We start from the raw sequence: 23,927 nt of genomic DNA on the forward strand, positions 1-23,927 counted from the left end.
CCCTATATCTTTCTGCGTTTCCGCTCCTTTTTCAACAAGTCCAATTCCCGCGTCGTCTGTCCCGCCACCGAAGTATTTTCCTCGGCCCGACGTATGAGGTAGGGCATAACGTCCCTTACGGGGCCAAAGGGCAAGTACTTGGCCACATTATAGCCCCGCGCGGCCAGGTTAAACGAAATATGGTCGCTCATACCGTAAAGCTGGCCGAACCAAACCCGGTTATCCCCATTCCCAATCCCTTTTTGCCGCATCAGTTCCATTAAACGATAGCTGCTGTTTTCGTTGTGGGTTCCCGCGAAAACCTCAATGGTGTCCAGGTGTTCGATGATATAGGCAATGGCCTTGTCGAAATTGGCATCGGTCTCCTGCTTTGAGGCACATATTGGCGTCGGATAGCCTTTTTCTTCGGCCCTCTCGTTTTCCTTTTCCATATAGGCTCCGCGAACGACCTTCAGCCCGATTTTAAAATTCTCCTTACCCGCTTTTTCGTGCAGTTTTTTCAGGTAATCCATACGGTCCCAGCGGTACATTTGCAGGGTATTGTACACAATGGCCTTTTCTTTGTTGTATTTGCGCATCATATCCTCTACCAAGGCATCGGCCGCATCTTGGATCCAGCTTTCCTCTGCGTCTATCAACAACGAAACCCCCAACTCGTGGGCGCGTTTGCAGGTTTTGTCGAAACGGTCGACAACCCTTTTCCATTCGGCCTGTTCTTTTTTGGTAAGCGATTTGCCCTCGTTCACTTTATGGAACAATGAAAAACGACCGTAGCCCGTAGGCTTGAAAACGGCAAAAGGTATAGCCTCTTTCTCCTTGACAAAATCGAGTACCTTCAGAATCATTTCCAAGGCATCGTCCAAGGGGTCCTCGGTATCCTTTCCCTCCACGGAATAGTCCAAAACCGAGCACACTTTCTTTCCGTACATCTTGTCTACGGTAGGCAGGCAATCGAACTCGTTCACCCCGCCACAAAAATGGTCGAACACCGTGGCCCTGATCAGTTTTTCTACCGGCAAATGGGTCTTTATCGCAAAGTTGGTCATAACCTTGCCGATACGCACCAAGGGTTCGTTGGCGATCATCTTGAACAAAAAGTAGGCACGTTCCAATTCAGAGTCCGTTTTCAAGGCGAAGGCCGTTTCGGTATCTTCAAAAATTCGCTCCATTTCTTCCATGTTAAAAACGGGGTCAAATATAAAGACACAAATTGTATTCCCACGACAAAAAATATCCTTTATTTTGCATTTGACTTTTTATACGATTTGGCCCTGTGCCCTATTTAATATAAACCGAATGCAATCTATTTCCTCTTCTTCGTACGCCGTACATTTTAATCAAAGAGCCTACGACGCCCTAAACGGGCATCTTTCTGAAAAATCGTACTCCAAAATTTTCATCGTTGTTGACGAAAACACCCACGAACACTGCCTCGCCCCCTTTATGGGGCGAATTCAGGGGACCTATGATTTTGAGATCATCGAACTCGAATCGGGGGAAGAAAACAAGAACATCGATACCTGTACCCAGGTATGGAACGTGCTTTCGGAATTGGACGGAGACCGAAAAAGCCTGATGATCAACCTTGGAGGCGGGGTGATTACCGATTTGGGGGGATTTGTGGCATCGACCTTTAAAAGGGGAATCGACTTTATCAATGTACCCACCACCCTACTTTCTATGGTAGACGCTTCGGTGGGAGGCAAAACCGGGGTAGACCTCGGACCTTTAAAGAACCAGATCGGGGTGATCAACCAACCCGAAATGGTCTTGATCGTCACCGACTTTCTAAAAACCCTCGAAGAACGGCAGCTGCAAAGCGGTTTTGCCGAAATGCTAAAACACGGGCTCATACAAAATGCCGGTTACTGGGAGGAGCTCAAGGAAGTTTCGCACTTTAAGCTGATGGACGACCTTATATACGAATCGGTACAGATCAAGAACAAGGTGGTGCTCGAAGATCCCACGGAACAAGATCTGAGGAAAATCCTGAACTATGGCCACACGCTGGGCCATGCCATAGAATCGTATTTTTTGGAAAACGTCGAAAAAAAAGCCTTGTTGCACGGTGAGGCCATCGCCGTTGGAATGGTTCTGGAAGGCTATCTTTCAAAAGACCTGGTCGGCCTGCCCGAAGCACAATTGGCCGACATCAAAAACACATTTTTAGGTCGATACCCTAAGGTCGATTTTACCGAAGACGACATCAAGGCCATTCTTGCCCTGTTGAAGTTCGACAAAAAAAACTCACACGGCAACATCAACTTTGTCCTGCTAAAAAGCATCGGCGATCCCGTAATCGATATACAGGTTCCCGATGAGCTGTACAAAAAAGCTTTTGCTTACTACGCCGAAAACTAACTTTATATACTTAAATTTACGGTTGACAACTCTTTGGCTTTTAGTTGAATAAAATTATATAGTTTAGGTAAAGGATTTTTTACCATCCCAAAACTGTATTGATTATTATCGATTAAACCCCACTTAGTTATGTTACGAAAATTAGTTGACTACAAAAAGCTCGACCATTCGTTGGCGACACTTTTAATTGAGACCTACCCGGACGGGTACGGAGACGACGACATCATCGTTTTTAAGAACACCAAAGGAGAAACCGTTGAAGCGGTGGAACTGCGAACGGACGATACGATTTACCTTGTCAAGATAAGCAAAAGCCTTGCCGACTTTATTTCCAATTTCGAAGACCATATGGACAAGGAACTGGATGTCGAACCTGAATCCGTCTTGGAAGAAAGCCAATCACAAAAATTCGACGTCGAATTGGAGCGGGACATGGAACTCGAAGACGATATGGAATAGGGGCGTTATTTGGGCGTTTTGGATTCTGTTGGTTCTTAAGGCCCGAACCCGATTCCCCCATTTTAACGTCGGCCGCCCTCGGCACGCCCCTAGGCTCGGAGATAGCGCTCACGCAGTATATTTCTGTGATGCCTTTGGTGCCCACAGATCACAAGGCCCAATGCCCCTACGCTCCAGTTTAAATTACTGGCGACACCGCTGTAGCCCAATACCTCTTCCTCGAGGTTTCCGAACAGTGCGATCGTCGATTGGCGAACCGCCCGATATTCTTCCAAAATACTTTCCTTCGAACGATTCCCGGCCTTGGACAAGGGCACATATTCATCTTGATCAAAGCCAGGCAAAACCGTTTTATCCCCTCTGGCAAATCGAAGCGCCCGGTACTGAAAGACCCTTTCGGAGTCGATGATATGCACTAAAACCTCCGCCACCGTCCATTTACCCGTGGCATACGCGTAACCCATCTTACCTTCGGGAATACTCCTTATAAATTGCGGGAAATTTTTCAGCTGGCGTTCCAATAACTCCACAAGGTCAACATCGTCCAATAGGTCGATGTAGGTCTTATAAAAGGGATACGGGCGCGTAAATTCCAGGTCGGATACTTTCATGATATACGAAGCTATAAAAAAAATCCCGGGCAGTGACACCCGGGATTTAATATTTGAACAAGATTTGAATTATCTACAATTCATTGAATATGGTATGCATCAAACGCTTTTTATCATTGATGCTTTCCTCCAAGGAAATCATGGTTTCCGTTCTACTGATACCATCTATATCATCGATCTTAAAAATGATGTTTTTGGCATGATTGGTATCTTTAGCCCTGATTTTACAGAAAATATTGAATTTGCCTGTCGTGATATGCGCAACGGTAACGTTCGGTATTTCGTCCAATCGTTCGAGCACGAATTTTGTTTGGTGCGTTTTCTCCAAAAAGATTCCCACATATGCAATGAAGGCATACCCCAATTTGACATAGTCCAATGTCAGTGAAGAACCTTTTATAATACCGGCCTCTTCCATTTTTTTAACCCTTACATGTACAGTACCTGCCGATATCAACAATTTTTTGGCTATGTCAGTAAATGGCGTTCTGGTATTATCGATTAACATATCCAGAATCTGGTGATCAATTTCGTCTAATTTAACTTTTCCCATAATGGTTAGAATTTCAGCAAAAATAAAAAATTACAAAATAATATGCACTAAAACTTATCTTTTTATAACAAAAATGTAACAAAAGTGATTTTTAGAGATAAACTCCTAAAAATCAAAATTTAAGCATTGGATAGTACGATTGCGTTTTAAGCTTTTGTAAATCACTCGGTATCGAACAATCAAAATACTGGTGTGCAAAATAACTACGACCCGGTTCGATTTCGACCATTTTGGGCACAAACCGGATGGCTCCACCCTCCAATACTTCTTGATACAAAAAGGCAAAAGTACCTTTTTCTTTCAATTTTTCATTTATAATCCCCGCATTTCTGACCATGATATCTACAAATTGCTTTCGATTCTCGGGAATTTCGGAATATTTGTCAAGGGCATAGCCCTCAAGGGCACCTTCCGTTATTACCGTTAAGGCCTTCAGAAGGGAGATGAAAATATACTTTCTGGTATCTTCCCGTTGATAGTCGTTGGGCGAATGGCCCGACTCGAACAGAACGGTCGGGGTTCCCAACATTTGAAAGGTATCGCCCACGCAATTCGCATTGAAACTGTCGTCGTACCGACCTACCCTGCCCGGTATGATCTGCTGCAAGGCCTCATTCATTGCCACGATAAGCTTCATGCCCAAGGCCCTTGAACCCGAAATACTTCGCTCCTCGTCATGTGCCGGGGCCAGAAAGGATACCGTGGCCGGTCGGGCCGTCTCGCCCACATTAAAGATGGTCCGCTGATCATGAAGGTTAAAACAGAAATCGGGGGCCAAGTTTTCGAACTCCTGCCTCAGAACGACACTCTCGGGCTGACTTCTTTCTTGGGCGTCGCGGTTCAAATCGACCCCGTTGGCATTTACCCGGGTATATACTTCGGCCCCGTCGGGGTTCAGCATGGGTATTATCGTAATCGTACATTTTTCAAGAATATCCGCTACCTTATCGGGGCGCTCCCTTACAAGTCCCATGAGATCGAACACCGCCTTTGTGGTGGTCGACTCGTTACCGTGCATCTGCGACCACATCAGTATTTTAGTATCGCCGCTACCAAACGTAATGCTCTCGATCGATCGGCCTTGGACCGATTCCCCGATTTTCCTGACCGAAAACAGGGCCGGCAATTTCCGCAATACTTCTTGAATTTGGCCATGGGTCACATACCTACCTTGCAAGGCGTTTTCCTTGATCGATATATGGTCGTCTAATAAAAAGTCCATCAGATTATTTTTAGTCCACAAAAGTAACAGCTTAATATTTTACAATTGTAACATGTTGTTGTTTACAACAATATACAACCCTTTTCGTGCCTCCCTTTGGTTTATATACATTTGTAACCCTTTTGGGGCCTAACAATTTACAAACATAAATATCGAATTACATATTGTTGTTTTTCAGTTATTTAACCATTTTTATATGTAGTGATAGGTTACTTTTTATAGCCTTTTTCAGGCTATATCGATTGCCAAATTCGCTTTGAAAGTATTATATTTAACCCAAATAGATTACAATGGTAAACACAGCCGAATTTATTCAGCGACTCGAGTATTTGTTGAAGTACTACGGTTTATCGGCCTCAGGTTTTGCCGATAAAGTCAAGGTGCAGCGTTCCAGTATTTCCCACTTGCTATCGGGCAGGAACAAACCCAGCCTGGAATTTGTACTAAAGGTCGTCAAGGCCTTTCCCGAGGTCAACCTCTATTGGCTGCTCAACGGCAAGGGTGCGTTTCCCGGCGGAGGCCAAAAGAACGAAGCCCCGGCTCCAAAGGCCAAAGGCCCGAACGAAGAAGCGACAGAAGGTCTTCCCCAAAAATCGGTTTCGGCTTCCCCGTCCCTTCCCGAAGCCCCGGAAAAGACCATAGACAAAATTGTAATCTTTTATTCCGATGGCACATTTAGGGCCTACTCCGACCCGACCTAAAAGGAAATCGCCCAAGTTCGATAAAATCGCTCCCTTCCCGTTTCAATCCCAAGCCATATTTCTTTAATTTTGTGCAAATGATACGAAGAACAGTTTTCGGCACATGCCTATTGTTGTCAATGACATCGTGCTATCAGCCAGAAAGAAATTGCAAACAGTTTAAAAACGGAAGATTTTCGTTCACCACAACAATCGACGGAGAGGAAAAAACCACCATTTTCGTTAGGGAAGACGATATGGAAATCGATTATTTCGAGGGGAAGGCCGACACTTCTTCGGTACGCTGGATCAACGATTGCGAGTATATCGTAAAAAAACTGAACCCGAAAAGCAAGGCAGAGGAAAAGTCCATTCACATGAAAATATTGTCCACGACGGATAATTCCTATACATTTGAGTACAGCATAGTGGGCCAGAGCGCAAAATCGCGTGGCGAAGCTATAAAAACCGACTAAATCCAGATAAGTATGTTTGAAATATTCACAAGCCCCGATGCTTGGATAGCCCTACTCACCCTTACTTTTTTAGAAATTGTCTTAGGTATAGACAATATTATCTTTATTTCCATTGCGGCGGGCAAGCTCGACCCGAAACAACGAAAAAAAGCCACGAATATCGGACTGGTACTGGCCATGGTCATGCGGATCGTCCTTCTCTTCGGTATTACCTTGCTTACCGCCATGAAAAAACCCTTTTGGGTCTTTGAAAGCAGCTGGATTTCGGGCGGTATCAGCGGCCAGGCCCTTATTCTTTTTGCAGGAGGCCTGTTCCTACTTTACAAAAGCACGCGTGAAATACACGAAAAGGTAGAACACCGGGGCCACGACGAGGCCGAGGTTAGAAAGGGACAAGCCACGACCCTGACCAAGGCGATTATACAGATCACCTTGATCAATATTGTATTTTCCTTCGATTCGATATTGACCGCCATCGGGATGACGAACGGCATTTCGCCCGACCCGAACGACGCCTTGATCTTAATGATCGTCGCCGTAGTGATATCGGTCGTCATTATGATGCTCTTTGCCAACCCGGTCGGGGAATTCGTGAACAAGCACCCTTCCATTCAAATACTGGGACTTTCGTTTTTGATACTGATCGGCTTTATGCTGATTGCCGAGGCGGCGCACATCGGACACCTGATCGTCTTTGGTAACGAGGTCGGCACCATACCGAAGGGCTACCTGTACTTTTCGATCGCCTTCTCCCTATTGGTCGAGTTCTTGGATTTACGGATGAAGAAAAACACCCGCTCTGAAATCAAGGAAGTCAATTAAAGGATAATCCATATATAAAAAACAATCCCCGCACTTTCAAGTCCGGGGATTGCTCTTTTTACTTCTACTTATCTTAAACGCCCCACCTAATTAGGCCTGCTAAAGACCGCTTCGGGGTTTCTCATTTTTTCTTCCTTGAACAAGCGCTGCTGTTGCTTGACCGTCATGGTACTTCCGTCGTGGCTCCATCCCGGAGGCCCGAATATATACATCAGTTTATGGCTAAATTTTTTGGCCTTCTTTACATCGGCCCAGATATCCTTGAACTCGTGGGTCAATATAACTATGGGGTTATAGGAATTCGGCGCGTGTATGACCCCGAATTTCACCTCGACATCATCGTCCAGTTCCTTCCAAGTACCGAACATCTTATCGAAGATGTTCAGGAAGCCGCCGTGGTTTTTGTCCAAATATTCAACATTCTGCGAATGGTGTACCTGGTGCATGGTATGGGTATTGAATATCTTTTCGATCCAACCCATTTTGGGCACGTACAATGAGTGCAGTTGGAATTGCCAAAACGATTCGATGGCCAAGCAGACGACGACCATTTCCACCGGAAACCCTATGGCCGGCATCCACATGTAAAAGAAAGGCTTGTACAGCAAGGTAAACCAACCGTTGCGAACGGCGGTACCCAGGTTAAAGTTGTCCGAGGAATGGTGAACGATATGTGCCGCCCATAAAATACGCACTTCGTGGTTGGCCCGATGAAACCAATAGTAGGTAAAATCGTCTGCCAATTGGCACAACAACCAGACATACCAAGCATAGCCGAAAGACTTATAGCCCATAATATTGGTTCGAACCCCATCGACTACGGGGTTAAAAAATTCATAGGTAAACTCAAAGACCACAATAAGTACGGTAACCTTGATCAAAGGCCCCAAAATGGCCGACCCAATACCCATGATGCCACTGGCCATTAGGTCTTTCCAAACATAAAGGTCGTCGTGACCATGCGTTTTGCTATATGTCAACTCCAGTAAAATGAAGGCAATAAAACAGGGGACTCCGTATACCAGAGGATTCGTAAACTCCATAGATTAGTGTTTGTGCTAAGATAATGATATTAAAAGTTCGTAAACCATATGTTTAATAATAAGCTCGATAATACGATAATTAAAATCGATAATTGAAGATATCCTTACTTTTGTGAAGCCCTTAACAAGTCGTTCTGCTCTTTCATCAGTTGTTCCAAGTTGGACAAAAGCTCAATGTTTTTTGGCGTTTCCACCTCTTGGTCGTGGGGGTCCTCAGCCTTGGATTTAAACCGATTGATACCCCTGAGCACTATAAAGATAGTAAATGCGACGATAAAAAAATCGATCATAACCTCGAACATTTCGCCATAACCAATGGCAACCTCGCCCATTTCCCCAGTGCCCTCCCTGAGCACGTATTTCCTATCGGACAGATTGACATCGGCCGTAAGAAGGGATAGGGGCGGCAAAATCACTTTTTTTACCAATGTATTGATAACGTTATTAAAGGCCGAACCGATGATAATGCCGATGGCCATATCGATCATATTGCCCTTGATGGCAAAGTTTTTGAATTCTTGGTAAAAATTTTTCATTTTCTCAATCGAATAAGGTAGGTTGGCCCTCATCGTCGCCATTTTCGAATGCCGTATTCTTTCCCGAAGTTTCCCCGTCCTTGCTCTTTTCGTTTGACGACGGCCCTTCGACCCTTTGTTCGTCGACCACTTCCATTTCCTCGGCCTTGGGTGCCTCGGGCGGTTCGTAGGGCAAGGGCTCCAATCTGTTGATTTCAAGAACTTTTTCCTTGGTCAATTGGTTGCCCATGGCCGTAATGCCCTTAACGGCAATAAATTCTTCGAGGTTGACCTCCCAATTCTCCTTTCGTTCCTGCCCTCTTTTTTTGGCAAAAACCACCTCTACCCTTGGCCTGTAATCCGTGGCAACCGTCTCTAGATGCGATTTGGGATGGTCGGTAAGTATATTTTCTTCCTTATCGGGATTCTCTATCAAAAACCGTTTTACATAGTAAAGCTCTTTTTCCCCTTCCCAATAGATCAGGGAAATGGGCTTGTCGGGCACCCACTTTTCCAAAACGACGATATCGTCGTCAAAATGGAGGGTCAATTCGGGTATTACGGCCTTTACCTGCCCCTTTTGGTTAATGATAAGCAGTCGGTCCTCACTGGTAAATTCACCCAGGAACTCCCCCCTACCATCAATGTTCAAACGCTGCACGGCATCGTCGAACCACAATTTTCGAGGCTTGAGTGTAGAAAGCCCCTTTTCCTTAAGGTCTACCCTTTTAACCGAATACTTGGTTACGATGTTGCCCCTACTGCCCCGTCCCTTGATGCGTACATCGGCAAAATCGACGTCCCATTTCAGTTTTTTGATACTGCCCACATGTCTTAGGTTAATGGTCACCACTTCGGCCTCTCCGTTCGGGTTGCCCGAAAAATAGTAGACCAGGGTGCCGGGCTTGCCCAGGCCGATATCGTACATCCTGTCCCTCGTGACACTGGTAACGTTAAAGCGTTTGATATAGGTAGCCCCTCCCTTACCATCCCTGTAGATCATATTGTAGATGGTACGTTTATCCTTCTTCTTGAAAACGGCCACATAGATGATTCCCTTGCCCACAAAGGTTTTGGAGTCGACCTTAAAGACCATCATCTTGCCGTCTTTGGTAAAGGCGATGATATCGTCTATATCGCTACAATCCGTAACATATTCATCGCGCTTCAGGGAAGTACCCACGAAGCCCTCTTCACGGTTAACGTAAAGCTTCGTATTACGTATCACAACTTTCGTAGCCTCAATATCTTCGAACAACCTTATCTCCGATTTTCTTTCCCTGCCCTTACCGTATTTTTCCTTAAGGCCCTTAAAGTAATCGATGGCGTATTCCACGAGATGCTCGAGATGATGCTGTACCTCGGCTATCTTTTTTTCAAGGTTATCCAGATTCTCTTGGGCCTTGTCCAAATCAAACTTGGATATACGCTTGATACGGATTTCGGTCAGGCGAACGATATCCTCTTCCGTTACCGCCCTCTTCAAATGTTTGGTAAACGGCTTAAGTCCTTCGTCAATGGCCTTGATCACACCTTCCCAGGTTTCCTCTTCCTCGATATCCCTATAGATACGGTTTTCGATAAAGATGCGCTCCAATGAGGCAAAATGCCATTGCTCCTCGAGTTCGCCCAATTGAATTTCGAGCTCTTGCCTGAGCAAATCGACCGTGGCGTCGGTCGAACGCCTTAGCATTTCCGTCACCCCGATAAACAAGGGTTTATTGTCTTCGATGATGCAACCCAAAGGCGAAATGGAGGTCTCGCAAGCGGTAAAGGCGTAAAGGGCATCGATGGTCTTGTCGGGTGAGATGCCCGCAGGCAGATGAACCAATATCTCGACCTCGGCCGCCGTATTGTCCTCTATTTTTTTGATTTTGATCTTACCCTTGTCGTTGGCCTTCAGTATCGAATCGATCAAAGAAGAGGTGTTCGTCCCATAAGGTATCTCGGTGATGACCAATGTAGATTTGCTATGCTGGGATATCTTGGCCCTGACCCGGATCCTACCGCCCCGCATACCATCGTTGTAATTGGTGACATCGATGATGCCCGCCGTAGGGAAGTCGGGAAACAACTTGAACCTCTTGCCCTCGAGATGCTTTATAGAGGCATCGATCAATTCGTTAAAGTTGTGCGGCAATATTTTTGTGGAAAGGCCCACGGCGATACCTTCGGCCCCTTGGGCCAGCAACAACGGAAATTTGACCGGCAGGTTGACGGGCTCTTTCTTTCTGCCGTCGTACGACAACTGCCATTCGGTGATTTTCGGACTAAAGACCACCTCCAGGGCAAATTTTGAAAGTCGCGCCTCAATATATCGGGGCGCCGCCGCACTATCGCCGGTAAGTATGTTGCCCCAGTTGCCCTGGGTGTCGATCAACAGGTCTTTCTGGCCAATTTGCACCATGGCGTCGGCAATACTGGCGTCGCCATGGGGGTGGTACTGCATGGTATGCCCCACTACGTTGGCCACCTTGTTGTAGCGGCCGTCGTCCAAATCCTTCAAGGAATGCATAATACGCCGCTGAACAGGCTTGAAGCCATCTTCGATAGCCGGTACGGCACGTTCAAGAATTACGTACGAAGCATAATCAAGAAACCAATCTTTGTACATTCCCGATACCCGGGTAAGGGCGCTGTCCTGCGCCTGTTCCCCATCGTCGGACTGCGATGTTTCTCCATTGTTCTGTTCCTGTCCATTTCCAGAATGACCCTGCCCTTCTTCAGGCTGGTTTTGGCCATTGGTTTCGTTCAAGTCGTCATTTTCTTCCATTCAGAAATATACGTATCTCTATGGTTTATAATTGGTTTTCCTCTACTAAATCAACTTCCACTTTAAGGTTCTCGATAATAAATTCCTGGCGGTCGGGCGTATTTTTCCCCATGTAAAACTTAAGTAATTGCTCTATTGACATGGCCTTGTCCAACATAACGGGCTCCAACCGGATATCCCCCCCGATAAAATGCTTGAACTCATCGGGCGAAATTTCACCCAACCCCTTAAAGCGGGTAATCTCAGGTTTGCCCGAAAGTTTTCTGATCGCCATTTGGCGTTCCTCGTCGCTATAGCAATAAATGGTCTCCTTTTTGTTGCGTACCCTAAAGAGCGGGGTCTGCAAAATATACAGATGCCCCTCTTTGATCAGTTCGGGAAAAAACTGCAAAAAGAAGGTGATCAAGAGCAGGCGGATATGCATACCGTCCACATCGGCATCCGTGGCTATTACAATATTGTTGTAGCGCAGGTCCTCCATCGATTCCTCGATATTGAGGGCGGCCTGCAACAAGTTGAACTCCTCGTTCTCGTAAACGATCTTTTTGCTCATGCCGTAGGAGTTCAAGGGCTTTCCCCGTAGGCTGAAAACGGCCTGGGTGTTTACATCCCTCGATTTTGTGATCGATCCCGAAGCGGAATCCCCCTCGGTAATGAACAAGGTGCTCTCCAAACGCCGGTCGTTCTTCATGTCGCCCAGGTGCACCCTGCAATCGCGCAGTTTTTTGTTGTGCAGACTGGCCTTTTTGGCCCGATCGCGCGCCAACTTGCGAATACCCGACAATTCCTTTCGCTCCTTTTCGGCCATAATTATCTTACGCTGGAGCTTATCGGCCGTTTCAGGGTTTTTGTGCAGGTAATTATCGAGGTGCTTTCCGATAAAATCGTTGATATAGGTACGTACCGTAGGGAAATCCCCTCCCATTTCGGTAGAGCCCAGCTTGGTCTTGGTCTGGCTCTCAAAGACCGGTTCCATTACCTTGATCGATATGGCCGAAATTATCGACTTTCTAATATCGGAGGCATCGTAGTTCTTACCGTAGAAATCGCGGACGGTTTTGACCACCGCCTCCCTAAATGCCGCTTGGTGCGTCCCTCCTTGGGTGGTGTGCTGGCCGTTCACGAAAGAATGGTACTCTTCGCTGTATTGGGTCTTACTGTGGGTCAGGGCCACTTCGATATCCTCCCCTTTCAAATGGATGACCGGATACAGCAGGTCTTCGGCATTGTTGTTGTCCTCCAGCAGGTCCTTCAACCCGTTATCGGAGTGGAATTTTTCCCCATTGAAGATTATGGTCAGGCCCGGGTTGAGATACACATAGTTTTTGAGCATTCGCTCGATATACTCATGGCGAAACTTATACTTTTTAAAGATAGTCTCGTCGGGTATGAAGGTTACCTTGGTCCCACGCCTGCGCGTAGTCTCCTCAAGAAACTCCTCGTTGACCAGCTCGCCGGTCTTAAACTCGGCCGATTTTGATTTTCCGTCACGGGTACTCTCAACCCGAAAGTAGCTCGAAAGGGCGTTCACCGCCTTTGTACCTACCCCGTTCAGACCTACCGATTTCTTAAAGGCGCGCGAATCGTACTTGCCTCCGGTATTCATTTTCGAAACCACATCCACCACCTTTCCCAACGGAATACCGCGACCGTAATCGCGTACAATGACACGTTCGCCCTGCACCGATATCTCAATGGTCTTACCGGCACCCATTACGAACTCGTCGATACAGTTGTCGATCGTTTCCTTCAGAAGGATATAGATACCGTCGTCGGCCGAGGAACCGTCACCCAATTTACCTATGTACATACCCGGCCTTAGCCTGATATGTTCCTTCCAATCCAATGAGCGGATATTTTCTTCGGTATATTGAGAATTAGCGGACATAGAATGGGGTTTGAAATGTATAGTAACGCTAAAGATAATACGACATTTAAAAAGATAAAACCCCTATCCGCTAAAGTAATTAACAATTAATTCCGCGTTTTTGTTGATATACCTATGGTTCAACGGGTTAGGCCCTTCGATTTTTTTCAACAGATCTAAGTCTCAACACGTTAACTTTTTGGTGTAATTTATCGGCCATTTTGTATGCCATAACAAAAAAAACAAAGATCTTTGAATAGAATTTAGCCTAAATACCTCTTAGAATTTAGACAAAAAAAGAACCAGTCTGCATGGAGTTTATAGATTACTACAAAATTCTGGAAGTCGGAAAGAACGCTTCGGAGGCCGAAATAAAGAAGGCATACCGAAAGTTGGCCAGAAAATACCACCCAGACCTAAATCCCGACGACAAGGACGCACAACGCAAGTTTCAACGGATCAATGAAGCCCACGAAGTATTGAGCGATCCCGAAAAAAGAAAAAAGTACGATAAGTATGGAAAGGACTGGGAGCACGCCGAGGCCTTTGAAGAAGCGCAAAAACGTCGAAAATCATCCGGTGGCTTTACCGGTGGCCGATCGCATTCGGGTGGTGGTGGCTATACCGAAAGCGAGTTCTCCGATTTTTTCGAATCGATGTTCGGCGGAGCTTCCTCAGGTTTTAGCAGAGGTAGAGGCAGAAGCGCCTATCAGTTTAAGGGACAGGACTATAACGCAACGTTAAGATTGCATTTGACGGACATATTGACCAGCCAAAAACAGACCATAGACCTCGGCGACAAGAAAATACGGATCACCATTCCCGCAGGTGTGGAAGACGGGCAGACCATAAAAATTGCCGGATATGGCGGTGAAGGGATGAACGGAGGCCCGAAAGGAGATCTTTACATCACTTTTGAAATCGTGAACAACACCCCGTTTCAACGCGTGGGCGACGACCTTTACAAAATCGAGGAAATCGATCTGTACAAAGCCATCTTGGGCGGCGACTTGCAGCTGGACACCCTTAACGGAAAGGTAAAATTGAAGGTCAAGCCCGAAACCCAAAACAACGACAAGATCAAACTAAGTGGAAAAGGCATGCCCAAATACAAGAAAGACGGGCAGTTTGGCGACCTCTACATCACCTACAAGGTAAAACTCCCCAAGAACTTAACGGCCAAGGAAAAGGAACTTTTCGCGCAGCTAGCAAAACTAAGGTAATTATGGAACAGGAAAACTATATTTTGGTCAAGCATTACTGCGAGCAAACGAAGATCAGCGACTCGTTTATCGATTCATTGCACGAATACGGGCTCATCGAATATAAAAAAATAGAAACCGAGACTTATATCTCAAGTGACGACATCAATGAAATCGAACGAATAGACCGCCTGCACCACGAGCTGGGGATCAATTTGGAGGGCATCGATGCCCTGAACCACATGTTGTCGCGGCTGCGCGAAATGGAGAGCGAGCTTCGCCTACTGCGGAACAGGCTGGCTATTTACGAAAAGTAAGGGGTGCCTACCCAGGCACTACACGTTGAAGCGGAAATGCATTACATCGCCATCCTTGACGATATACTCCTTTCCCTCGACCCGCATTTTCCCCGCCTCCTTCACCTTGGCCTCACTGCCGTAGGCAACGTAGTCGTCATAAGAAATGACCTCGGCGCGGATAAAGCCCTTCTCAAAGTCGGTATGTATGACACCGGCCGCTTGGGGGGCCGTGGCCCCTACGGGAATGGTCCATGCCCGAACCTCCTTTACCCCTGCGGTAAAATAGGTTTCCAGATTCAATAAGCGATAGGCCCCGCGGATCAATTTGGCCGATCCGGGTTCGTTCAGCCCCAGGTCTTCCAAGAACATTTGACGTTCTTCATAGGTTTCCAGTTCGGTAATATCGGCCTCGGTCCCGACGGCCAGTACGATAACCTCCGCATTTTCATCGGCCACCGCCGCCTTGACCCTATCGACATATGCATTGCCCGTTGCCGCGGCACCTTCGTCCACATTGCACACGTACATTACGGGTTTGTCGGTAATAAACTGCAAGGGCTTGATGTATTCGAGCCGATCTTCCTTTGCTACGGACACCGACCTAACGGATTTACCGGCTTCCAAGGCATCCTTAACGGCCAGCAACACCGCTTCCTCCTTTTGGGCCTCCTTGTTACCTGTCTTTGCCGCCCTTTTGACCTTGTCGAGCTTTTTCTCGACGGTCTCCAAATCCTTGAGCTGCAGCTCCATATCGATGGTCTCCTTGTCCCTGATCGGATCGACACTTCCGTCTACGTGCACGATATTGTCGTTGTCAAAGCAGCGCAATACGTGCAAAATGGCATCGGTTTCCCTAATATTGCCCAAAAACTGGTTGCCGAGCCCCTCCCCCTTGCTGGCTCCTTTTACAAGCCCCGCAATATCGACGATTTCAACCGTGGCAGGCAAGACCCTCTCAGGCTTCACTATTTCCTCCAATTTTTGCAACCTCGGGTCGGGTACGTTCACTACACCGATGTTCGGCTCGATCGTACAAAAGGGAAAATTGGCACTTTGCGCCTTGGCATTGGAAAGACAATTAAAGAGTGTTGATTTTCCAACATTGGGCAATCCTACGATACCTGCTTTCATAATAAAATATTAGAGACTTTTTCAATTTGGGCGCAAAGATAGCATTTATAAGTTTTTAAATCCCCAATGTTAAATTTAACATGAATAGTATTACCTTAGACTACGAACCCTAAACCCATTATTATGAAAACAAAATTCGTTTTGACCTTTCTTTTACTGGTCAGTTATTCTTTTACCTACTCCCAAACCACCGTAAGTGGAACGGTCAGGGACGGCTCGGGCGAACCTTTGCCCGGGGTGAACATTTTGGAAAAAGGTACCACCAACGGGACGGTCACCGACTTTGACGGCAACTACTCCATTGATGTTGCCGCAGGCGCCGTTCTTGTTTTTAGTTACATTGGTTTCAACACCCAGGAAGTGAACACGACCGGGCAGGGCACGATCGACGTCACCCTATCCGAAGGTGTTCTACTGGACGAAGTGATGCTGGTAGGCTCCAGAAGCCCAAAACGCACCTCTACCGACACCGCCGTACCCGTCGATGTGATCGACATTGCAGAGGTGGCTACCCAGAGCGGCAAACTAGAGGTGAACGAACTTTTGCAGTATGCCGCCCCCTCCTTCAATGCCAATAAGCAGTCCGGTTCCGACGGGGCCGACCATATTACCCCTGCCACCCTACGCGGCCTTGGTCCCGACCAAACCCTGGTGCTCATCAATGGAAAAAGGCGGCACCAATCGTCGCTGATCAATATTTTCGGCACCAAAGGGCGGGGCAATACGGGTACCGACCTGAATACCATACCGGTGGCCGCCATCAAAAGAATCGAAATCTTGCGCGATGGGGCGGCCGCCCAGTACGGTTCCGATGCCATTGCCGGGGTAATCAACATCGTCTTAAAGGACAAAACCGACGGGGTGACCGGAACCCTTAGCTATGGTGCCTATAGCACGAACGCCCAAGGCGATTTTCCCGAAGGTACCCCCAATACCGACGGCTACCGTCTGGACACCGATAAAGACGGTAACCAGATCGGCGACGACCAAAATTTTGACGGCGGGTCGGTAAAGGCGGCCATCAACTACGGTATCGGCCTGGGAGAAACAGGTTACGTAAATTTCACTACCGAATACATCAACAAGAACAAAACCCTGAGACCGGGATTCGATTTTAGAAGGGGCTTCGGCGAAGCGGCCGTCGAGGGCTTTAACCTTATGGTCAATGCCGCCTACCCCATTACCGACAAAGCCGAAATCTATGCCTTTGGGGGCCGAAACTACAGGGATACCGATGCCTATGCCTTTACAAGGAACGGGGGCGAACGTGTGGTGACTTCCATTTATCCGGATGGATTCAACCCGAGGATCACCTCGAACATCATCGACAATTCCATCTCTGCCGGATTTCGCACGGAAATGGACAGCGGCTGGAAGGTAGACATTAGCAATACCTACGGAAAGAACTTCTTTCACTATTTCATCAAGGGCACCTTGAACGCCTCGTTGGAAGAAGCCTCCCCGACCGATTTTGACGCCGGGGGCCACAGCCTGAGCCAGAACACGGTAAACTTGGACTTTTCCAAATACTACGATGACGTACTCGAGGGAATGAACCTGGCCTTCGGTGCCGAATATCGCACGGAAAACTTTGTCATTTTTGCCGGGGAACCCGGATCGTACGGCACCTTTGATGAAAACGGCCTCTTGATTACCGATCCATCGACCCAATCGCAACCTACGGTTCTCATTGACGGCGAGGAGGTTCCCAGGCCTGGCGGGTCCCAGGGCTTTCCCGGATATGGTCCCTCGAACGAAGTAGACCGCAGCCGAAGCAACTTTTCACTCTATGCCGATGGCGAACTCGATATTTCGGAAGCCTTCCTGTTGAGTGCCGCCGCGCGATTTGAAAACTACAGTGATTTCGGGGAGACCCTAAACGGTAAACTGGCAGCCCGGCTCAAGGCCTCCGACAACATCAACATCAGGGGGTCGGTAAGTACAGGTTTTAGGGCCCCCTCCTTGGCACAGATCTATTACAATTTGCGGTTTACCAATTTTATCGGTGGCGACGCCATAGACCAACTGCTCAGCCCGAACAACAGTCCCGTAACCGCCTCCTTCGGCATCGATCAGCTCAACGAGGAAAAAGCGGTGAATGCCGGGCTGGGCTTTACCGGCACCTTTGGCAATTTTACGACGACCATCGACGGATACTACATCCATATCAAGGACAGGATCGTATTGACGGGGAATTTTGAGACCGACACCCCCGGTGTTTCCGCGGCACAGTTCTTTGTCAACGGGGTAGATACCGAAACGACGGGTCTCGACATTATCCTTGCCTGGAAAAAGAACATCGATGACGGCCGCCTGTCCGCCACCTTTACCGGCAACCTTAACAAGATGGATATTACCGACGTACACAACGGCAATTTAGACGCCGAAACCTTTTTCGGGGAAAGGGACAAAGCCTTTTTATTGGCCTCGGCCCCCGAAAGCAAGCTTTCACTGAACCTGAACTACGCCAAAAACAAATTTGATTCAGGGTTGGCCTTTACCCGATTTAGCAGTATAGCGCTTTTGGATTTTCAAATGCTGGAACCTACGGCGGATTACGGCAGCTTCGCCAACAAAGTGGCTGCAGCCACCGATAGCTACAACCCGAAAATCGTAACGGACATAGTGTTGGGCTATCAATTGTCGGAAAGCCTCAAACTGAACATTGGGGCCAACAACATCTTCAACGAATACCCCGACCAGCAAGACGACTGGGTCGAAGGCGGGGGTTACTGGGATGCGGTACAAATGGGCTTCGGGGGCGCGTATTACTACGCCCGCCTCGGCTTTACATTCTAAAAAAGCACTTATAAAAGAAAAACCGGACGAGAAGTCCGGTTTTTTTTCTATCCTATCCTTACCTATTTGTTTTACCCCTTTATCCCTCAGGGTGCATAAAGGCCTGCTTGGCCAATAAGGTTTCCTCGCTCTCAACGTGGTCCTCATCCGGTATACAACAGTCAACGGGACAAACGGCCGCACATTGCGGTTCTTCGTGAAAGCCCATACATTCGGTACACTTGTCAGGTGAAATATAATAGATTTCATCGCTAATGGGCTCTTGCGGCTCATCGGCATTGACGGCCTTTCCGCTAGGCAAGACAACGTCTCCTTCCAACGATGTACCATCGGAATATCGCCACTCATCGGCCCCTTCATAAATTGCGGTATTCGGGCATTCCGGCTCACAGGCCCCACAATTGATACATTCATCGGTTATAACTATAGCCATATTTTCTTCTTCTACGGGTTAATTTCCGCATACCTCTCTTTAGCGCAGTATGCTTACTTTTGCAATCAATTTGAATACAAAGGTACATTGTAGACCTATTTATCGCAAATAATATGAACGACCATCACAAAACATTTATTGCTTTCGTTAAACTTGGCGGTTTTTTACGTGATTATTGCAATTTACAACAATCCGTCGACCCCTGGTCAAAGAAATTGGACGAGGCCGTAGCACTTGCCAAACACAAGAATGGCTGGTTTACATCGGAAAATGTTCTGCACGCCCTTCAAAACTGGGGAGAACTTTTAACCGAAGAGCAACTTTCAGCATGGCTCGGCGAATATGATTTAAACCAAAACCGACCCAAAACGGTGGCCTTGATCCTCGCAGGAAATATTCCCTTGGTGGGTTTCCACGATTTTTTATCGGTGCTGATCACCGGTAACCGGGCCTTGGTCAAACTTTCCTCAAATGACGATGTACTGTTATCCTTTATAGGGGAATACCTGATACATATTGAAGCATCACTTGAACCAAAAATTCGCTTCGAAAAGGAAAGATTGCAAAATTTTGATGCCGTTATAGCCACTGGGAGCAACAACACCTCGCGTTATTTCGAGCACTATTTTGGCAAAGGCCCCAACATCATCAGAAAGAACCGGAATTCGGTCGCGGTTTTGACAGGGAACGAGTCCGAGGCGCAATTAAAGGCCCTTGGAGAGGATATTTTCAGGTACTACGGCCTGGGATGCCGGAGCGTTTCAAAGGTATTTGTCCCCAAAGACTATGATTTCGACCTCTTGTTTAAGTCCCTTTATGCCTATGCCGATATAATCGACCACAAGAAATACGCCAACAACTACGACTACAACAAGGCGGTTTATCTGATGTCGGACTTCAACATATTGGACAACGGCTTTTTGATCCTTAAGGAAGACCAAGGCTACGCCTCCCCCATTGCCTCCTTATTTTACGAACGTTACGACAGCACCGCCGAATTGAAAAACCGGCTCGAAAACGAAAGGGAACAACTGCAATGTATCGTTTCAGAAGGTTTTTATCCGACGGAGACCGGCTTCGGAAAAACCCAAAAACCCTCGCTCCCGGATTATGCCGATGATATCGACACTGTTGATTTCCTGTTAAAAACCTAGCTGTTTTTTTTGGTGTTCGATGGTTCTAAATCGCATATAATTCAAGACCTTTAACCTCCTAATCCAAACCGGATCGTTTTTTGGCCCTTGCCTGTGAAAAATCCGGCAAAACAATCTTAAATAGACCCTATGAAAAAACATAATTTCAGTGCAGGCCCTTGTGTATTGCCCCAAGAAGTACTCTTAAAAGCCTCTGAGGCGGTAATGGACTTTAACGGTTCGGGGCTTTCACTTATCGAGATCTCACACCGGAGCAAAGATTTTGTGGAAGTAATGGAAAAGGCCCGGAGCCTTGCCCTTGAATTGTTGGGACTGGAGAACAAAGGGTACCAAGCCCTGTTCCTACAGGGAGGTGCAAGCACGCAGTTTTTGATGACCGCATACAACCTGCTTGAGACAAAGGCGGGTTATTTGAATACCGGCACCTGGAGTTCAAAGGCGATCAAGGAAGCCCAATTTTTCGGGGAGGTCGTAGAGGTAGGCTCCTCGAAGGACGGAAACTTCAATTACGTTCCAAAAGACTACACCGTTCCCGAAGGCCTGGATTACCTACACCTAACCTCGAACAACACCATTTTCGGAACCCAGATCAAGCAGTTCCCCAAAACGGACGCCCCCTTGGTCTGCGACATGAGCTCCGACATTTTTTCAAGACAGTTGGATTTCTCCCAATTCGATTTAATATATGCCGGTGCCCAAAAAAATATGGGCCCTGCCGGAGCCACACTGGTCGTTATCAAAGAAGACATCCTAGGTAAAGTTTCCCGACAGATCCCTTCCATGCTCGACTATCAAGTGCATATCTCAAAAGACAGTATGTTCAACACACCACCGGTCTTTGCGGTATACACCTCGATGCTTACCCTGGAGTGGCTGAAAAACCTGGGCGGAATTTCGGCAATCGAGGAAATCAACGAGAAGAAGGCGCAGTTGGTGTACTCCGAAATTGACCTGAATCCCATGTTCAAAGGTTTCGCCAACAAAGAAGACCGTTCGACCATGAACGCCACCTTTAACCTTGTCGACGAAAAGCTGAAAGACACCTTTGACACCATGGTAAAGGAAGCCGGTATCAACGGAATAAACGGCCATAGGTCGGTGGGCGGTTACCGCGCCTCCATGTACAATGCCCTGAGCCTCGAAAGTGTCGGGGTCTTGGTAGATGTCATGAGCGAACTCGAACGAAAGGGATAAGACCGGCACGCATCCAACAACAACTGGCAGATTAATCAAAACAACTAGATCGCAATGAAAATTCTAGCGAACGACGGAATAGCCCAATCGGGCATCGACCTACTTGAAAAATCAGGTTTTGAGGTGCTGACCACGACCGTGGCCCAACAGCAGCTTGTGAATTTCATCAACGAAAACAGCATTGACGGTCTTTTGGTGCGCAGCGCCACCAAGGTACGAAAAGAGCTGATAGACGCCTGCCCCGACCTCAAACTTATCGGACGTGGCGGAGTGGGCATGGACAATATCGACGTCGAATACGCCAAGAAAAAAGGCCTACACGTAATCAACACCCCAGCCGCCTCCTCGGGATCGGTAGCCGAATTGGTTTTCGCGCATTTGTTCGGAGGGGTGCGCTTTCTGTACGATGCCAACCGCAATATGCCCCTCGAAGGCGACAGTAGGTTCAAGGAACTGAAAAAAAGCTACGCCAAGGGCACTGAGTTGCGCGGCAAGACCCTAGGCATCATCGGTTTCGGCCGCATCGGCAGGGCAACCGCAAAAATTGCCCTCGGTACGGGAATGAAGGTTGTTTTCTTCGACCCGTTTTTGAAGGAGGCCCAGGTGGAGGTCGATTTTTACGACGGACAGTCGGTAAGCTTCGACCTAAAATCACAGACCAAGGACGAAGTGATTTCTTCCGCCGACTTCATAACCCTGCACGTTCCCGCCCAAAAGGAGTACGTCATCGGCAAAAAGGAATTTGAACAGATGAAAGACGGCGTAGGGATAGTGAACGCGGCACGCGGAGGCGTTATGGACGAGGTAGCCCTGGTCGAAGCCTTGGAAAAGGGAAAGGTCGGTTTTGCGGGCCTCGATGTCTTCGAATCGGAACCCAAGCCGGAAATAAAGATACTCATGCACCCGAACATTTCGCTTACACCGCATATCGGGGCGGCCACCACGGAAGCCCAAGATCGCATCGGCATCGAACTGGCGGAACAAATTATCAGTCTGCTCAAATAGAAAAAGCGTTAAACACAGGCTTTTTGGCACTGGTAAATGGCCCTACACCTGTTAATCAGGCGAGTTTTTGCGCCATTTCCCCAAGGCTCGTCAATCTTTTTTGTACATTGGGGACCAACATTAATTATAAAATACTAAACACATGTCAGGATTATTAGACTTACTCAGCAGCCCTATGGGCCAACAATTGATCAGCGGGGCAGCTTCCCAAACCGGCCAGTCGACCGACCAAACCGGCAGCGTATTGAGCATGGCCTTGCCCGTACTTATGGGGGCAATGAAAAAGAACGCCGCTACGCCCGAGGGGGCACAAGGCTTGATGAACGCCTTGTCGAGCAAACACGACGGCAGCATCTTGGATAACTTGGGAGGACTCTTTAACGGTGGTGTGGACGAATCCGTCATGAACGATGGCGCAGGCATCCTTGGCCACGTACTTGGCGGCAAGCAAGCCCAAGTAGAATCTGCCCTGAGCGCCAAATCGGGAATGGATGCCGGCTCGGTCAGCTCCATACTTAAAATGGCCGCCCCTATCTTGTTGGGCTTCTTGGGTAAACAGACCCAACAACAGAACATTAGCGATTCCAATGGCATCGGCAACCTGCTGGGAAGCCTTATGGGAGGCAACCAAGAACAATCGCTTATCGAATCGTTTTTGGATTCCGACGGCGACGGAAGCATCCTCGACGACGTTGCATCCATGGCCCTTGGAGGCAAAAAAGGTGGCATCGGAGGTCTTCTAGGCGGACTTTTTGGCAAATAAGACACAAAAACATATCCAACAAAGGCCGCTTGTAGATTCAAGCGGCTTTTTTGTATCTTATATGGTACGAAATTTGCTCTATTCTACACAAAAAAACAAGGTACTATGAAAAAGATATGTTTGGCCCTTTCCGTCTGCGCGGTTTTTCTTTTGCTGTCCATCGCCAGCTGCTCGGGAACCAAGGAAACGGTGCGTATCACCGACGAGGAAAAACAGGCCTTTAGCCAACAAGTAGGCGACACGGTAAAGATCGCCAGCGACAGTACGGAATACGAAATCATCATTATAGAGCCCGGTTTCAACTTTTGGTTGCAAAGCGTTGCCAAACCAAGGGGCTACTACTCGCAATCATTTTTGGAAAACAGAAACCAGATCTACGTAATCAATTACAACCAAAGGGTACTGCAGCCGCAGCGCTACGACCCCAACTTATACGAGTTCCAAATCAACTACGACCCGAACATCGACTATGGTTACGAGGTCAACTATAAACTTTACAACTATTTCATCTATTTCCAGCGCAAATACAATCAACGCCTTGGGCCCTTTGTCCCGAGAATTTGAT

At 47.5% G+C, this 23,927-nt stretch carries 23 protein-coding genes; 13 read left to right on the forward strand and 10 right to left on the reverse strand.

Annotated elements, in window-relative coordinates; translation table 11 throughout:
• Positions 1–2: 2 nt before the first annotated feature.
• Complete coding sequence (locus BUB37_RS06340) at positions 3–1,169, reverse strand: proline dehydrogenase family protein (RefSeq protein ID WP_072992580.1); 1,167 nt, start codon at positions 1,167–1,169, stop codon at positions 3–5.
• Positions 1,170–1,296: 127 nt separating this feature from the next.
• Between BUB37_RS06340 and aroB the strand changes: the two genes are divergently transcribed.
• Both aroB and BUB37_RS06350 read left to right on the forward strand, forming a co-directional pair.
• Positions 1,297–2,361, forward strand: coding sequence for a 3-dehydroquinate synthase (gene aroB / locus BUB37_RS06345; protein WP_072992583.1), 1,065 nt, complete (start codon positions 1,297–1,299; stop codon positions 2,359–2,361).
• A 129-nt stretch (positions 2,362–2,490) separates the two neighbouring features.
• On the forward strand, positions 2,491–2,820 hold the full coding sequence (locus BUB37_RS06350) for a hypothetical protein (RefSeq protein ID WP_072990517.1): 330 nt from the start codon (positions 2,491–2,493) through the stop codon (positions 2,818–2,820).
• Positions 2,821–2,909: 89 nt separating this feature from the next.
• Here the strand turns inward: BUB37_RS06350 and BUB37_RS06355 are convergent, their stop codons facing one another.
• The 3 genes from BUB37_RS06355 to BUB37_RS06365 all read right to left on the reverse strand — a co-directional run bounded on the left by BUB37_RS06355 (position 2,910) and on the right by BUB37_RS06365 (position 5,206).
• On the reverse strand, positions 2,910–3,431 hold the full coding sequence (locus tag BUB37_RS06355) for a DinB family protein (RefSeq protein WP_072990520.1): 522 nt from the start codon (positions 3,429–3,431) through the stop codon (positions 2,910–2,912).
• Positions 3,432–3,504: 73 nt separating this feature from the next.
• Positions 3,505–3,984, reverse strand: coding sequence for an Lrp/AsnC family transcriptional regulator (locus tag BUB37_RS06360; RefSeq protein WP_072990523.1), 480 nt, complete (start codon positions 3,982–3,984; stop codon positions 3,505–3,507).
• Positions 3,985–4,096: 112 nt separating this feature from the next.
• The gene (locus BUB37_RS06365; protein WP_072990526.1) at positions 4,097–5,206 is read right to left on the reverse strand and encodes a M14 family metallopeptidase; all 1,110 of its coding nucleotides are present in this window, start codon (positions 5,204–5,206) and stop codon (positions 4,097–4,099) included.
• A gap of 290 nt (positions 5,207–5,496) precedes the next feature.
• Here BUB37_RS06365 and BUB37_RS06370 point away from each other — a divergent pair, with 290 nt between their 5' ends.
• The 3 genes from BUB37_RS06370 to BUB37_RS06380 all read left to right on the forward strand — a co-directional run bounded on the left by BUB37_RS06370 (position 5,497) and on the right by BUB37_RS06380 (position 7,184).
• Positions 5,497–5,907: a helix-turn-helix transcriptional regulator gene (locus BUB37_RS06370; protein ID WP_072990529.1), complete on the forward strand. Its 411-nt coding sequence runs from the start codon at positions 5,497–5,499 to the stop codon at positions 5,905–5,907.
• A 77-nt stretch (positions 5,908–5,984) separates the two neighbouring features.
• Positions 5,985–6,362, forward strand: a complete 378-nt coding sequence (locus BUB37_RS06375; RefSeq protein WP_072990532.1) for a DNA topoisomerase IV — start codon at positions 5,985–5,987, stop codon at positions 6,360–6,362.
• A 12-nt stretch (positions 6,363–6,374) separates the two neighbouring features.
• The gene (locus BUB37_RS06380; RefSeq protein WP_072990535.1) at positions 6,375–7,184 is read left to right on the forward strand and encodes a TerC family protein; all 810 of its coding nucleotides are present in this window, start codon (positions 6,375–6,377) and stop codon (positions 7,182–7,184) included.
• Between the two features lie 86 nt (positions 7,185–7,270).
• Here BUB37_RS06380 and BUB37_RS06385 read toward each other — a convergent pair whose 3' ends face one another.
• From BUB37_RS06385 to BUB37_RS06400, 4 genes are all read right to left on the reverse strand, one after another.
• Positions 7,271–8,227: a sterol desaturase family protein gene (locus BUB37_RS06385; protein ID WP_072990538.1), complete on the reverse strand. Its 957-nt coding sequence runs from the start codon at positions 8,225–8,227 to the stop codon at positions 7,271–7,273.
• 104 nt (positions 8,228–8,331) lie between these two features.
• The gene (mscL, locus tag BUB37_RS06390; RefSeq protein WP_072992586.1) at positions 8,332–8,763 is read right to left on the reverse strand and encodes a large conductance mechanosensitive channel protein MscL; all 432 of its coding nucleotides are present in this window, start codon (positions 8,761–8,763) and stop codon (positions 8,332–8,334) included.
• A gap of 4 nt (positions 8,764–8,767) precedes the next feature.
• Positions 8,768–11,515, reverse strand: coding sequence for a DNA gyrase/topoisomerase IV subunit A (locus BUB37_RS06395; protein ID WP_072990540.1), 2,748 nt, complete (start codon positions 11,513–11,515; stop codon positions 8,768–8,770).
• 25 nt (positions 11,516–11,540) lie between these two features.
• Positions 11,541–13,403: a DNA topoisomerase IV subunit B gene (locus BUB37_RS06400; protein WP_072990543.1), complete on the reverse strand. Its 1,863-nt coding sequence runs from the start codon at positions 13,401–13,403 to the stop codon at positions 11,541–11,543.
• A gap of 290 nt (positions 13,404–13,693) precedes the next feature.
• Between BUB37_RS06400 and BUB37_RS06405 the strand changes: the two genes are divergently transcribed.
• Together BUB37_RS06405 and BUB37_RS06410 are read left to right on the forward strand one after the other, a co-directional pair.
• Positions 13,694–14,605, forward strand: a complete 912-nt coding sequence (locus BUB37_RS06405) for a DnaJ C-terminal domain-containing protein (protein ID WP_072990546.1) — start codon at positions 13,694–13,696, stop codon at positions 14,603–14,605.
• A gap of 2 nt (positions 14,606–14,607) precedes the next feature.
• The gene (locus BUB37_RS06410) at positions 14,608–14,901 is read left to right on the forward strand and encodes a chaperone modulator CbpM (RefSeq protein ID WP_072990549.1); all 294 of its coding nucleotides are present in this window, start codon (positions 14,608–14,610) and stop codon (positions 14,899–14,901) included.
• Positions 14,902–14,919: 18 nt separating this feature from the next.
• Here the strand turns inward: BUB37_RS06410 and ychF are convergent, their stop codons facing one another.
• On the reverse strand, positions 14,920–16,014 hold the full coding sequence (gene ychF, locus BUB37_RS06415) for a redox-regulated ATPase YchF (protein ID WP_072990552.1): 1,095 nt from the start codon (positions 16,012–16,014) through the stop codon (positions 14,920–14,922).
• A 123-nt stretch (positions 16,015–16,137) separates the two neighbouring features.
• Between ychF and BUB37_RS06420 the strand changes: the two genes are divergently transcribed.
• Complete coding sequence (locus BUB37_RS06420; RefSeq protein ID WP_072990555.1) at positions 16,138–18,813, forward strand: TonB-dependent receptor; 2,676 nt, start codon at positions 16,138–16,140, stop codon at positions 18,811–18,813.
• A 79-nt stretch (positions 18,814–18,892) separates the two neighbouring features.
• On the opposite strand, the gene BUB37_RS06425 is transcribed toward BUB37_RS06420, so the two are convergent.
• Positions 18,893–19,246 (reverse strand): 4Fe-4S dicluster domain-containing protein, encoded by a 354-nt coding sequence (locus BUB37_RS06425; RefSeq protein WP_072990557.1) that lies wholly within the window; start codon positions 19,244–19,246, stop codon positions 18,893–18,895.
• Positions 19,247–19,359: 113 nt separating this feature from the next.
• On the opposite strand from BUB37_RS06425, the gene BUB37_RS06430 reads away from it, so the two are divergent.
• The 5 genes from BUB37_RS06430 to BUB37_RS06450 all read left to right on the forward strand — a co-directional run bounded on the left by BUB37_RS06430 (position 19,360) and on the right by BUB37_RS06450 (position 23,926).
• Positions 19,360–20,400: an acyl-CoA reductase gene (locus BUB37_RS06430; protein ID WP_072990560.1), complete on the forward strand. Its 1,041-nt coding sequence runs from the start codon at positions 19,360–19,362 to the stop codon at positions 20,398–20,400.
• A 129-nt stretch (positions 20,401–20,529) separates the two neighbouring features.
• Positions 20,530–21,594, forward strand: coding sequence for a 3-phosphoserine/phosphohydroxythreonine transaminase (gene serC / locus BUB37_RS06435; RefSeq protein WP_072990563.1), 1,065 nt, complete (start codon positions 20,530–20,532; stop codon positions 21,592–21,594).
• Between the two features lie 54 nt (positions 21,595–21,648).
• Positions 21,649–22,599, forward strand: coding sequence for a D-2-hydroxyacid dehydrogenase (locus BUB37_RS06440; RefSeq protein ID WP_072990567.1), 951 nt, complete (start codon positions 21,649–21,651; stop codon positions 22,597–22,599).
• Between the two features lie 142 nt (positions 22,600–22,741).
• A complete protein-coding gene (locus BUB37_RS06445) occupies positions 22,742–23,362 on the forward strand; it encodes a DUF937 domain-containing protein (protein ID WP_072990570.1) in 621 nt (206 codons plus the stop codon).
• A 105-nt stretch (positions 23,363–23,467) separates the two neighbouring features.
• Entirely contained in the window at positions 23,468–23,926 is a 459-nt protein-coding gene (locus tag BUB37_RS06450; protein WP_072990573.1) for a DUF6146 family protein, read from the forward strand.
• Position 23,927: the final 1 nt, after the last annotated feature.

It is taken from the genome of Pseudozobellia thermophila (assembly GCF_900141855.1).
In the GTDB taxonomy this organism is placed as follows: Bacteria; Bacteroidota; Bacteroidia; order Flavobacteriales; family Flavobacteriaceae; genus Pseudozobellia; species Pseudozobellia thermophila.